Raw genomic sequence first — 12,635 nt, forward strand, 5'->3', positions numbered from 1 at the left:
TGCCCACCCTTATTTTTTTAACTGCGTTTTTTAGCTGAGGGTATTGTTTTTAATAGCCGATGGCTGCACCGGCTGGTCGCCGTACATCATTGGCTCCATAGATATATCCTTCGCGGACCTTGCCTGAAACAGCAGAGTCATTACCTGATGAGTTGACCGGAGAAACTCCGGCTGCACCCGGCAAACCTATCATGATTAATTCAGTTGCACCCCATGGAGTCTGCTCCACCATTTTATAGCCCATTTTTTCCAGCAGATTTAAGGTATCTTTCGAAAGACCACGCTGCTCATAATAGACTTCATCTGGCAGCCATTGGTGATGAATACGTGGGCTGTTCACGGCTTCTTGTGGCGGCATATCAAAGTCAATGATATTCAGTGCGGCCTGTAAAGTAATGGAGATAATTCTTGAACCCCCCGGAGAACCTAAAACCAGAAAAATTTTATTATCTTTGGTCACTAATGTCGGGCTCATTGATGATAGTGGGCGCTTACCGGGGGCAATGGAGTTGGTTGCTCCCTGAACCAGACCATACATGTTTTTCGCGCCAATTTTCGTGGTGAAATCATCCATTTCATCATTGAGGAAAAAGCCGGTTCCCGGTGCAATAACGACAGCGCCAAAGCGCCCATTAATGGTATAAGTTGTTGATACCGCATTACCATCTTTATCTACCACAGAATAATGCGTTGTTTCCGGTTTTTCATGCGGACCAATACCCGGTTGCACCAATTTGGAAGGTGTCGCTTTGTTCGGCTGGATCTCTTTACGGATGGATTCTGCATAACTTTTGCTTAACAAGCGATCAAGCGGGTTTTTAATAAATGCAGGGTCGCCGAGATAAGTGTTTCTGTCGATGTAAGCATGGCGCATGGCTTCAGTCAGGGTGTGAATATAGGCTGCTGAGTTGAACCCCATCGATTTCAGGTCATAACCTTCAACAATGTTCAGTATTTCACATAGTGTGACCCCGCCGGAACTGGGTGGAGGCGCAGAGATAAATTTATATCCGCGATAGCTACAGGTAACGGGCGCTGTTTCGGTAATAGTATAATTGGCAAAATCAGCTGCTTTGATGATCCCGCCTGATTTCTCTGAAGTTTCTTCAATGATTTGAGGAATTTTGCCATGATAGAAAACATCCGGTCCTTGCTTGGCAATCATTTCCAGCGTGTTGGCTAAATCAGTCTGAATTAATTTGTCTCCGGGCTGGAATGGAGTGCCATCTTTACGCAGAAAAATTCGGGCAGCTTCTGGATCCTGAGCAAAACGTTTGACTGTGGTATCCATAATATCGGTATCACCACGGGTCAGGATGTAACCTTCACGAGCCAGCTTGATGGCCGGAGCCATTACTTGTTCGCGGGTTAATGTACCGTATTTTTGTAGCGCAGTATCCAGCCCCATAACTGTTCCCGGTACACCAACAGCGTAGTACCCGTACAGGCTGGCTCCTTTGATAACATTACCGTCTTTGTCCAGATACATATCGGCACTGGCCGCCGCAGGTGCTGTTTCACGGAAATTAATAAATTTATCTGTACCATCTGCCAGATGGATGGTCATGAAACCACCACCACCGATATTACCGCAGCAGGGGTTAACGACAGCTTCTGCATAGCCTACAGCAACAGCGGCATCAATAGCGTTACCACCCATTTTGAGAATATCAACACCCACCTGGGATGCCAGATGTTGTGCACTGACAACCATGCCCTGCTTGGCTTCAACTGCCAGTCCGGTGGCTGCGTAAAGAGAGGATGAAACGAATAGTGAGGCGACGATGAACGGAATTTTCCATGTTTTGGACATATTTTCCTCCTGATTTTTGGGCTGTAGGGGAAGGCCCAAAAGGTTATAAGGTTATGTTAATTATTTGTAATATAACATTATCGGAAGCTCAGGATTTTTGGAAGATGATTTTCTATGTGTCAGTCAATAATTCGGAATATTTAATAATGAATCTTCATTTGCATACTTCGGATTTGAAGTTACTTCGCGGCGGCAAGTAAAAAACAAGTAAAAAACAAGTAAAAAAACTGTGTGATTGTGGCAAGTGAGTGCAACTAACAAAGAGGCAGCCTGCAAGACAATGGATAAGAAAAAACCAGCCGACAGTGCGGCTGGTTTATAAAATCCGTTAACAATGTGATGCTATTAAAGGATTGAATACTGACGAAGATTACAGTTTGTCAGCATTTTTAGTCAGGTATTTTGCTACGCCTTCAGGAGAAGCGCCCATACCTTCTTGGCCTTTTGCCCACTGTGCAGGGCAAACTTCGCCGTGTTCTTCGTGGAATTGCAGTGCGTCAACCATACGCAGCATTTCGTCAATGTTACGGCCCAGTGGCAGATCGTTAACAACCTGATGACGAACAACACCATTTTTATCAATCAGGAAAGAACCACGCAGAGCAACACCCGCTTCTGGATGCTCAATGCCGTATGCTTTCATGATGTCACGTTTGATGTCAGCAACCATTGGGTATTTAACTTCGCCAATGCCGCCTTCGCTGATTGGAGTTTTACGCCATGCGTTGTGAACGAACTCAGAGTCGAAAGAAACACCAATAACTTCAAAACCACGTTTTTGGAATTCTTCATAACGATGGTCGAAAGCAATCAGCTCAGAAGGACAAACGAAAGTGAAGTCCATTGGCCAGAAGAAGATAACAGCTGGACGACCATTCAGGTGATTTTTCAGGTTGAAGTTATTAACGATTTCGCCGTTACCGAGAACTGCAGAAGCTGTAAAATCAGGGGCTTGGCGGGTTACTAAAACCATAATTGACTCCTAAAAATTCTGTAGGTGTTTGTGGAAACGGGTTACAGCATAAGGAATTAAGTGATAGCAATAAAGGATAAATTACCAATTGATATAATAGTTTTTACCTATCAATAATCTATTTTTAATTCCTTTTAGCCTACCATAAGATAAAGCTATTTGGAAAAAGTGCAAGGTTCTGGCGAAATTTCCTGTCCGTGCAGGCTGTTGTTCATCACAAGATCCATCATTTGCGGATAAAACTGCCAGAATAGTGTTTCAAAATCAGAGTAATGCTCTTCGATATCCTGATAAGAACCTGCCAGTGCGGATAATTTAGGGCGTCTGCGTGCCATACCCTGTAGCACATTGGCAATGCATGTCAGATCAGCGTAACGGATAAGCAGATTTTGTGACCAGAGGTATTGATTCAGCTCCTGAAATTTTTCAGGGGTAACACTGAGGTGAGGCTCTATTTGATTGCGCGCTAGCTGCACAAACTCAGGCAAGGAGTAGTTCTTTTCGAGTTTGTTCCAGTGCTTGGACAGAAAATGATCCCAGATGATATCAAGGGTTATAGGAGCTACGCGCCGATATTCGCTACGAAATAGAGTCCGGGCTTCGATGACCAGCGGATGACTATCTGTCAGGCTGTCTATCCTGCGATGAAGTCGAATGCCCGAGACAACATCAGGAGCGAACCGGCCTTCCGGGGCTCCACGGACAAAATCCGCCATTAAATTACCCAGCAGAGAGCTTTCAGATAATGTAGCTAAATGGAGGTGTGCGAGAAAATTCATGGTGAGAGTATAACGCAAATAGTTAAACTAATATGCTTCTTTCTTGCACCATTGCCCGTGCAGCACTAGACTAGTCCGCCTGTTTTTTTGAATGATACAGATAAAATGCGTGTCGCTGATTTTACATTTGAACTGCCAGAAGAGTTAATTGCTCATTATCCCCAACCACAGCGCAGTGGCTGCCGCTTGCTCTCCCTTGATGGGGAAACGGGGGAGCTGACTCACGGTATTTTTACTGATGTGCTGAATAAACTGGAAGCAGGTGATCTGCTGGTTTTCAATAACACCCGGGTTATTCCTGCCCGCCTGTTTGGCCGTAAGGCAACAGGTGGCAAATTAGAAGTTTTGGTCGAAAGGATGTTGGATGATAAGCGAGTACTCGCTCACGTTCGTGCATCCAAGGCTCCAAAAGAGGGTACTGAACTGATCCTCGGCGAAGATAAAGCGCTTGATGGTAATCAGATCGTTAAGGCTACCATGCTGGCCCGCCACGATGCTTTATTTGAGATTTGTTTCGATGATGAGCGTGATGTATTGACCATTCTGGATGAAATCGGTCATATGCCATTGCCGCCTTATATTGCCCGCCCTGATGAAGAATCAGATAAGGAATTATACCAGACGGTATACAATGAGCGTCCGGGCGCCGTTGCTGCACCGACTGCCGGATTGCACTTTGATGAGCCGCTTTTGGCTGCCTTACGTGAAAAAGGTGTCGAAATGGCGTTTGTCACTCTGCATGTCGGAGCGGGGACTTTTCAGCCGGTGCGTGTGGATACCATCGAAGACCATATAATGCACGCTGAGTATGCAGAAGTACCGCAGAATGTTGTTGATGCGGTACTGGCATGTAAGGCCCGTGGTAATAAAGTTGTAGCTGTGGGGACAACATCCGTCCGCTCGCTGGAAAGTGCGGCCCGAGCTTGTCAGGATGGGCTGATTGCCCCGTTTTTTGATGATACCCAAATTTTTATCTATCCGGGGTTTGAATATCAGGTTGTTGACACTCTGATTACCAATTTCCATTTGCCGGAATCCACTTTAATCATGTTGGTTTCTGCATTTGCGGGTTATAAAAATACCATGAGCGCTTATAAGGAAGCAGTAACTGAAAAGTATCGCTTCTTTAGTTATGGTGATGCGATGTTTATTAATCGCAACTCAATAGCTGCAAAAGAGATGGTAGAGGTTGCCACTGATATTGATCAATCTGAATAGATGGATTGAGGGAATGATTAACCCGCAGAAAATTGCGGGTTAAATGGTTATTCATAATTAAGCAGCTCTGACTATATAATTAAAGGCTATGTTACGGGGGCGAGTTTCTTTTCCTGTTGAGTTAGCCACCGCATTATCCATATAACCATAACCACCAGATCCCATCCCTATGGCAATGCCTAATCCTCTGGGATCAGCACCATAGTTAATGTTTTTTTGAACGCTATTAAAAATGGCGTTTCCTGTCCCTAAATTCTCAGCTCCAGCAGTGGATCTAGACCACATGCGGTGAATTCTGTGGTTATGTGGCGCAATATCTGCTGCTTGATTAGAAAGTAAATGTCGGCCAGTATCCACTCCTCGGCTATTATCCCAACCGCGAATAAACTCTCCTCGCAGATCGGGTAGTACACCAGAGGGATAAGCAAGCGCAAGTTTCGGGTATCTTACAGGATCAAATGAGTTACCATTACATATCAGCCAACCCTCTGGTGGTGTTTCTGTTGGCCAGGGTACAGGAACGCCAACAGGCAAGGATAATCCTTCCATGACTGTTTCTATTCCAAGGTTTTTAACAAATTCTTTCTTATCCGGTATGTCAGCCCCGTTCTGATCCTTTGCTAAGCGAGTATTAGCATTGTCATTTGCACTATTAGCCGCATTGTTCGCATTATTAGCGTTATTGTTTGCCGTATTCGCCAACTCATAAGCCGTTTTAACTGCTTTTGGTGTTGCCGCCATCGTCTCGCTATCACTGCCGGTATCATTACTCAGAATAGTAAAACCTTTATCTTGTAGAGTGGCATCTGGATGGTTGCGGCTTTGAGCGTGTTCTGCAATCGCTTTTTTGACATATTCCGGTGTTGTAACGACAGCAAGGTTACTATCTTCTGAAACAACGACGTCAGTCTTTTGATTTTGCATAGTTATTCCCTCATTTAATCAACAATACACATTGCCAAGTAACATAAAGGCGTTGGACGACTTCTCCGCCAGTGAATATCAATAACGTGGTTTATCGATACTGAAATAACTGTCTTAAACGATATTTGATAGATGCATGTTTTATTGCAGGATGACATACAATGACAGGCAGGTAATTAATCAAATTTATCAAATAACTGATGGGATTGGTGGAAGTTTCATCTCTGGTTTATTGGTGTTTTTTATTTTTACCAGAAACATTGGCGGCACTTTATGAATGCAGGCTGACACCATTGATATTGGATTAAAACCCGTCAATTCAAATAAGCTGCTTCATGCAGTTTTTTTGAACCCTCTGGACCGAAGCTATATCAGAAGGTTAGCAAAAAGGTGAGGCACATTTGGCACACAAAAATTTCCTAATATCCTTCAAACTTTTTTAATGATGTGTCAACTTTGACAAAATTGTGTCACAAGGAAGTAAGAATGGCACAAAAATTCGTAAATATTGACATACCGTATATCACAAGGCTGGCGTGTACAGTGGCGTCATTAGTGTTTAGAATGCATCATTTTAAGTCAAACATCAGACTGTTTTTCTGATGTCTGGAGGTTAAGTGAAATTTGAGTTACAAAAAACGGATGGGCATGCCCGCCGTGGCCGTCTGATTTTTGATCGTGGTGTAGTGGAAACACCTGCCTTTATGCCAGTGGGAACTTACGGCACAGTTAAAGGCATGACACCGGAAGAGGTTAAAGATACAGGAGCACAAATCCTGCTGGGAAATACTTTCCATCTTTGGTTGCGTCCGGGTCAGGAAATTATGAAGCTGCATGGCGATTTGCATGACTTTATGCAGTGGCACGGCCCGATTCTGACTGACTCCGGCGGTTTTCAGGTCTTTAGCCTCGGTGCTATGCGTAAGATTAAGGAAGAAGGTGTTCATTTCCGCAATCCTATTAACGGAACGCCTGTTTTCCTCAGCCCGGAAAAATCAATGGAAATCCAGCACGATCTGGGTTCCGATATCGTTATGATTTTTGATGAATGTACGCCATACCCAGCGGACTGGGATTATGCCAAACGTTCTATGGAAATGTCACTGCGTTGGGCAGCACGCAGCCGCCAGCGTTTTGATGAGCTGGGCAATAAAAATGCGCTGTTTGGTATTATTCAGGGCAGTGTCTATGAAGATTTGCGTGATGTATCTGTCAAAGGGCTGGTGGAAATCGGTTTTGATGGTTACGCAGTGGGTGGTCTGGCTGTGGGTGAACCAAAAGAAGATATGCATCGCATTTTGGAACATGTCTGCCCACAAATTCCGCAGGATAAGCCACGCTATTTAATGGGCGTTGGTAAGCCGGAAGATTTGGTTGAAGGTGTTCGTCGCGGCATTGATATGTTTGACTGTGTTATGCCGACCCGTAATGCCCGAAATGGTCATCTTTTTGTAACGGAAGGTGTGATCAAGATCCGCAATGCGAAGCATAAAGAAGACACATCGCCATTAGATGAGCATTGTGACTGCTATACTTGCCGGAATTATAGTCGTGCGTATCTGCATCACCTTGATCGTTGTAACGAAATTCTTGGTGCAAGGCTGAATACGATACATAATTTAAGGTATTATCAGCGTCTGATGGCTGGAATTCGTCAAGCCATTGAAGAAGACAGACTGGAACAGTTTGTTGAAGAGTTTTATCAGCGGATCGGTAAACCCGTTCCACCGTTAAATGTATAATTTGGCGTGACTAACCAGCCTCAATGTGTGTAGCATATTGGGCTGGTTTTTGATCGAGCCACTGTCGATTTTCGATAGCAATTTTTTCGATAACCAATTTTCGTAATCTGTTTGTTTGTAAACTGTTTTTTCGCAAAATAAGTGTTTTCGATAACAATGAGGGATATTTGATGAGTTTTTTTATTTCTGAAGCTGCGGCAGCTGCTGGCGCACCAGCACAAGCTCAGGGAAACCCATATTCTCTGATTATCATGCTGGTTGTTTTCGGCCTGATTTTCTATTTCATGATCCTGCGTCCACAACAAAAACGCACCAAAGAACATAAAAAACTGATGGATTCCATCTCCAAGGGAGATGAAGTGCTGACTTCTGGTGGTTTGGTTGGTCGTGTCTCTAAAGTGTCTGAAACGGGCTACGTTGTTATTGCCCTGAATGACACCACAGAAATAACTGTCAAGCGTGATTTCGTTGCTGCCATTCTGCCGAAAGGTACAATGAAAGCTATTTAATTTTCCGATTTTCCCGAAGGGAACTGCCGTGTTGAACCGTTATCCTTTGTGGAAGTATCTGATGCTGATCGCTGCGATCCTCATCGGTCTGCTTTATGCACTTCCCAACCTTTATGGTGAGGATCCGGCTGTACAAATCACTGGCGCGCGAGGTATCGCCGCCAGTGAAAAAACGCTGGACCAAGTCCGTAATGTTTTAGATAAAGATCATATTCAGAGTAAGTCCATTGCGCTGGAAAATGGCGCAATCCTTGCTCGTTTTAATAGTACTGATGTTCAGCTCCGCGCCCGTGAAGCACTGGTTTCGGCTTTGGGCGAACAATATGTCGTGGCATTAAACCTTGCGCCTGCGACACCTGTCTGGTTAAGTAAAATCGGTGCAGAGCCGATGAAACTGGGGCTGGATTTGCGTGGTGGGGTTCACTTCCTGATGGAAGTCGATATGGACACCGCCCTGAGCAAGCTTCAGGAACAGAATATTGATAGCCTGCGTTCCGAACTGCGTGAACAGGGCATTGCTTATTCCACTATCCGCAAGGCAGAAAATTACGGTGTAGAAATCCGTTTCCGTGATAATGATGCCCGCTCTAAAGCAGAAGACTACCTCGAACCTCGTCACCGTGACCTTGTATTCTCTACTGGTAATAACAGTACGCTGAAAGCGGTTATGACGGATGAGCGTCTGCGCGAAGCCCGCTCTTATGCCGTTCAGCAGAACATCACAATCCTGCGTAATCGTGTTAACCAGTTAGGCGTTGCTGAGCCTCTGGTACAGCGTCAGGGTGCGGATCGTATTGTTGTTGAATTACCGGGTATTCAGGATACCGCCCGCGCGAAAGAAATTCTTGGTGCAACGGCAACACTGGAATTCCGTCTGGTAAACACCAATGTTGATCAGAGTGCCATTGTATCGGGCCGTATTCCGGGCGATTCAGAGCTGAAATATACCCGCGATGGCAATCCTGTTGTGCTGTATAAGCGCGTGATCCTGACCGGTGACCATATCACCGATTCAACCTCGAGCACTGATGAGAACGGTTATCCGCAGGTCAATATCTCACTGGATAGTGCCGGTGGTACTGCAATGTCTAACTTCACCAAAGATAACTTACAGAAGCCGATGGCTACCCTGTTTGTGGAGTATAAAGACAGCGGTAAGAAAGATGCTAACGGTCGTGCGCTCCTGGCTAAACATGAAGAAGTCATCAACGTTGCGACTATTCAGTCTCGTCTGGGTAATAGTTTCCGTATTACAGGGATTAGTAACCCGAACGAAGCTCGTCAGCTATCGTTATTGTTGCGTGCCGGTGCGCTGATTGCACCCATTCAGATTGTTGAAGAGCGTACAATCGGTCCAACTCTTGGTTTGCAGAACATCGAACAGGGGCTTGAAGCCTGTCTCTGGGGGCTGATTTCCTCCGTACTGTTCATGGTGGTTTACTACCGTAAATTCGGTCTGATCGCGAGTAGCGCACTGTTGGCGAACCTGGTACTGGTTGTTGGTGTCATGTCTCTGCTGCCGGGGGCGACACTCACGATGCCGGGTATTGCAGGGATCGTACTGACTCTGGCCGTTGCCGTCGATGCGAACGTTTTGATAAACGAGCGTATTAAAGAAGAGCTGCGCAACGGGCGTACTGTACAGCAGGCGATACATGAAGGTTATAAAGGTGCGTTTTCCAGTATTATTGACGCCAACCTGACGACGCTGATTACCGCTGTGATCTTGTATGCTGTGGGAACAGGCTCTATCAAGGGCTTTGCAATCACAACCAGTATTGGTGTCGCGACGTCAATGTTCACTGCCATTGTAGGAACACGTGCAATCGTGAACTTGCTGTATGGTGGTAAGCGCATCAATAAGCTGTCAATTTAAGGAGCACGTTGTGGCACAGGATTATACTGTTGAACAATTAAACTATGGGCGTAAAGTCATTGACTTTATGCGCTGGGACAACGTTGCTTTTACTATCTCATTGCTGCTGTTGGTTGCTTCCATCGCTATGATGGCAACGCGTGGGTTTAACTGGGGGCTTGATTTTACCGGCGGTACGGTAATTGAGATAAACCTGAGCAAACCCGCAGATCTGGACAAGATGCGTGAGAGTCTGGCGAAAAATGGTTTTGCTGATCCACTTCTGCAAAACTTCGGCAGCAGCCGTGATGTGATGGTTCGTATGCCTCCGGCAACAGGTAACGCGGGTCAGGAGCTGGGTAATAAAATCATCTCGGTCATTAACGCGGATATAGATAAAGACGCAGTTGTTAAACGAGTTGAATTTGTAGGCCCAAGTGTGGGAAGCGAATTAGCCCAGACTGGGGCAATGGCTCTGTTGGTGGCGCTAATCTGTATCCTGATTTATGTCGGATTCCGTTTCGAATGGCGTCTGGCGCTAGGTGCTGTTATCGCACTGGCGCATGACGTTATCATTACATTGGGCGTATTGTCGTTATTCCACATTGAAATTGACCTGACTATCGTCGCATCGTTGATGTCTGTTATCGGTTATTCACTGAATGACAGTATTGTGGTTTCGGATCGTATTCGTGAGAACTTCCGTAAGATACGTCGTGGTACGTCGTATGAAATTACGAATGTTTCTCTGACTCAAACCCTGAGCCGTACGATCATGACTTCTGCAACAACATTGCTGGTAGTGGTAATGCTTTATATCTTCGGTGGCGAAATGCTGAAAGGCTTCTCACTGGCGATGTTAATCGGGGTTTCCATTGGTACGGCATCTTCCATTTATGTTGCTTCTGCATTGGCGTTAAAACTGGGCATGAAGCGTGAGCATATGATTGTGCAGAAAGTAGAGAAAGAAGGGGCAGATCAGCCTTCCATTCTTCCTTAATTATGTTTCTGTATGTAATTGCATAGCTTTTAATAACATAAACCGTCTAATTTAAACACCCTGTGAGTGCTCACTTACAGGGTGTTTTTCATTATCACTTCAGGGTAAACTGTCTTCCTGTTCGGTTAACTGTCAGGAAACAATATGCATTGCCCATTTTGCGCAGCCGTTGATACAAAAGTTATTGATTCCCGTCTGGTAGGGGATGGCTCACAAGTGCGCCGCCGCCGTCAGTGTCTCGAATGTCATGAACGATTCACCACGTTTGAAATTGCAGAACTGGTCATGCCCAGAGTGATTAAAAGTGATGATGTTCGGGAGCCTTTCGACGAAGAAAAATTGCGTCGTGGTATGCAGAAAGCACTGGAAAAGCGCCCTGTCAGCTCCGATGATGTGGAAACAGCAATTAGCCACATTAAATCTCAGGTTAGAGCAACGGGAGAACGTGAAATCCCCTCTAAAATGATTGGAAATTTTGTGATGGATGCACTGAAAAAGCTCGATAAAGTAGCTTATATCCGTTTTGCATCTGTCTACCGTAGTTTTGAAGATATCCGGGAATTTGGCGAAGAGATCGCCAGACTACAAGACTAGAGGCTGCTATATGACTCTTGATGAAACATATATGTCCCATGCGCTGGAATTGGCGTATCAGGGGCGTTTTACCACATCCCCGAATCCGAATGTAGGTTGTGTGATCGTTAAAGATGATCAGATTGTCGGGGAAGGTTTTCATTTACGTGCGGGTGAGCCCCATGCCGAAGTCCATGCGCTTCGTATGGCCGGTGAAAAAGCAAAAGGTGCAACCGCTTATGTGACTCTTGAGCCATGCAGCCACCACGGTAAAACCCCTCCCTGTTCTGATGCCCTGATTGCAGCAGGCATCAGCCGCGTTGTAGTGGCAATGCAGGATCCGAATCCACAGGTAGCGGGACGCGGTTTATATAAATTGCAGCAGGCAGGTATTGCGGTTGAACATGGCTTGATGATGGAACAGGCCGAAATGCTGAATAAAGGGTTCCTCAAGCGTATGCGCACCGGGTTTCCTTATCTGCAATTGAAGCTGGGAGCATCACTGGATGGGCGTACCGCACTGGCGTCGGGTGAAAGTAAGTGGATCACTTCACCAGCCGCCCGGCAGGATGTACAGAAACTGCGAGCACAATGCAGTGCAATCCTGAGTACCAGTGCAACGGTACTGGCAGACGATCCGTCACTGACAGTCCGCTGGAATGAACTGGACGCAGAAACACAGGCCGTCTATCCGCAGGAATCTTTGCGTCAGCCTGTTCGTATCATTGTCGATAGTAAAAATCGAGTCACTCCGCAGCATCAGGTAGTTCAGCAAACCGGTCAATGTTGGTTAGCACACACTGACTTAGATGGTTCAGATAGAGCAGATAGTGCTGATAAAAATGAACAGCAATGGACTGATAATATAGAAAAAATATTACTGCCGGTACACGGTACAGGTGTTGATTTAGTGCTGTTGATGATGCAGCTTGGTAAACGTCAGGTAAACTCTGTCTGGGCGGAATGTGGTCCAACGCTGGCTGGTGCATTACTGTCTCTGGGGCTGGTGGATGAGCTTATCCTCTATATTGCTCCCAAGGTATTAGGAAATAGTGCCCGTGGGCTGTTCGCCATCCCTGAACTGCAAAAGTTATCGGATGCGCCTGAATTCACGCTGATAGATGTCCAACAGATTGGGCCTGATGTCCGTCTTCGTTTAAAACCGCTCTGATTTAAGTTTGAACATAAATCAAGACGCAGAGAAAAAGAATGTGATAAGATCCGCGCCCCTGCGGATATGAATAAGATA

11 protein-coding genes are annotated in these 12,635 nt (G+C 45.6%); 7 read left to right on the top strand and 4 right to left on the bottom strand.

From position 1 onward, the window contains the following. Positions 1 to 49: 49 nt before the first annotated feature. The 3 genes from ggt to Xsto_RS06325 form a co-directional block, all read right to left on the bottom strand. On the bottom strand, positions 50 to 1,813 hold the full coding sequence (gene ggt / locus Xsto_RS06310) for a gamma-glutamyltransferase (protein ID WP_099124413.1): 1,764 nt from the start codon (positions 1,811 to 1,813) through the stop codon (positions 50 to 52). 370 nt (positions 1,814 to 2,183) lie between these two features. Beyond that, positions 2,184 to 2,786: a peroxiredoxin C gene (locus Xsto_RS06320; protein WP_099108735.1), complete on the bottom strand. Its 603-nt coding sequence runs from the start codon at positions 2,784 to 2,786 to the stop codon at positions 2,184 to 2,186. 155 nt (positions 2,787 to 2,941) lie between these two features. Further along, positions 2,942 to 3,565: an acyl carrier protein phosphodiesterase gene (locus tag Xsto_RS06325; RefSeq protein ID WP_099124415.1), complete on the bottom strand. Its 624-nt coding sequence runs from the start codon at positions 3,563 to 3,565 to the stop codon at positions 2,942 to 2,944. A gap of 105 nt (positions 3,566 to 3,670) precedes the next feature. Between Xsto_RS06325 and queA the strand changes: the two genes are divergently transcribed. Beyond that, positions 3,671 to 4,783 (top strand): tRNA preQ1(34) S-adenosylmethionine ribosyltransferase-isomerase QueA, encoded by a 1,113-nt coding sequence (gene queA, locus Xsto_RS06330; protein ID WP_099124416.1) that lies wholly within the window; start codon positions 3,671 to 3,673, stop codon positions 4,781 to 4,783. A gap of 57 nt (positions 4,784 to 4,840) precedes the next feature. Here queA and Xsto_RS06335 read toward each other — a convergent pair whose 3' ends face one another. Beyond that, entirely contained in the window at positions 4,841 to 5,707 is an 867-nt protein-coding gene (locus Xsto_RS06335) for a phage tail protein (RefSeq protein WP_099124417.1), read from the bottom strand. 617 nt (positions 5,708 to 6,324) lie between these two features. Here Xsto_RS06335 and tgt point away from each other — a divergent pair. The 6 genes from tgt to ribD all read left to right on the top strand — a co-directional run bounded on the left by tgt (position 6,325) and on the right by ribD (position 12,557). Then, complete coding sequence (gene tgt, locus Xsto_RS06340) at positions 6,325 to 7,449, top strand: tRNA guanosine(34) transglycosylase Tgt (RefSeq protein ID WP_099108731.1); 1,125 nt, start codon at positions 6,325 to 6,327, stop codon at positions 7,447 to 7,449. A gap of 170 nt (positions 7,450 to 7,619) precedes the next feature. Continuing rightward, complete coding sequence (yajC, locus tag Xsto_RS06345) at positions 7,620 to 7,958, top strand: preprotein translocase subunit YajC (RefSeq protein WP_047962359.1); 339 nt, start codon at positions 7,620 to 7,622, stop codon at positions 7,956 to 7,958. A gap of 28 nt (positions 7,959 to 7,986) precedes the next feature. Beyond that, positions 7,987 to 9,834 carry a protein translocase subunit SecD gene (gene secD / locus Xsto_RS06350; RefSeq protein WP_099124418.1) on the top strand — a complete coding sequence of 616 codons (1,848 nt, stop codon included), beginning with the start codon at positions 7,987 to 7,989 and terminating at the stop codon, positions 9,832 to 9,834. Between the two features lie 10 nt (positions 9,835 to 9,844). After that, complete coding sequence (gene secF / locus Xsto_RS06355) at positions 9,845 to 10,813, top strand: protein translocase subunit SecF (protein WP_099108729.1); 969 nt, start codon at positions 9,845 to 9,847, stop codon at positions 10,811 to 10,813. Positions 10,814 to 10,957: 144 nt separating this feature from the next. Continuing rightward, positions 10,958 to 11,407 carry a transcriptional regulator NrdR gene (gene nrdR, locus Xsto_RS06360; protein WP_099108728.1) on the top strand — a complete coding sequence of 150 codons (450 nt, stop codon included), beginning with the start codon at positions 10,958 to 10,960 and terminating at the stop codon, positions 11,405 to 11,407. A 10-nt stretch (positions 11,408 to 11,417) separates the two neighbouring features. Then, positions 11,418 to 12,557, top strand: coding sequence for a bifunctional diaminohydroxyphosphoribosylaminopyrimidine deaminase/5-amino-6-(5-phosphoribosylamino)uracil reductase RibD (gene ribD / locus Xsto_RS06365; protein WP_099124419.1), 1,140 nt, complete (start codon positions 11,418 to 11,420; stop codon positions 12,555 to 12,557). Positions 12,558 to 12,635: the final 78 nt, after the last annotated feature.

Source organism: Xenorhabdus stockiae, assembly GCF_002632825.1.
Taxonomy (GTDB): Bacteria; Pseudomonadota; Gammaproteobacteria; order Enterobacterales; family Enterobacteriaceae; genus Xenorhabdus; species Xenorhabdus stockiae.

Coding starts and splice junctions, on each gene's coding strand:
- Xsto_RS06320 (WP_099108735.1), bottom strand. CDS start 2,786: ATGGTTTTAGTAACCCGCCAAGCCCCTGATTTTACAGCTTCTGCAGTT.
- queA (WP_099124416.1), top strand. CDS start 3,671: ATGCGTGTCGCTGATTTTACATTTGAACTGCCAGAAGAGTTAATTGCT.
- ggt (WP_099124413.1), bottom strand. CDS start 1,813: ATGTCCAAAACATGGAAAATTCCGTTCATCGTCGCCTCACTATTCGTT.
- yajC (WP_047962359.1), top strand. CDS start 7,620: ATGAGTTTTTTTATTTCTGAAGCTGCGGCAGCTGCTGGCGCACCAGCA.
- ribD (WP_099124419.1), top strand. CDS start 11,418: ATGACTCTTGATGAAACATATATGTCCCATGCGCTGGAATTGGCGTAT.
- Xsto_RS06335 (WP_099124417.1), bottom strand. CDS start 5,707: ATGCAAAATCAAAAGACTGACGTCGTTGTTTCAGAAGATAGTAACCTT.
- Xsto_RS06325 (WP_099124415.1), bottom strand. CDS start 3,565: ATGAATTTTCTCGCACACCTCCATTTAGCTACATTATCTGAAAGCTCT.
- nrdR (WP_099108728.1), top strand. CDS start 10,958: ATGCATTGCCCATTTTGCGCAGCCGTTGATACAAAAGTTATTGATTCC.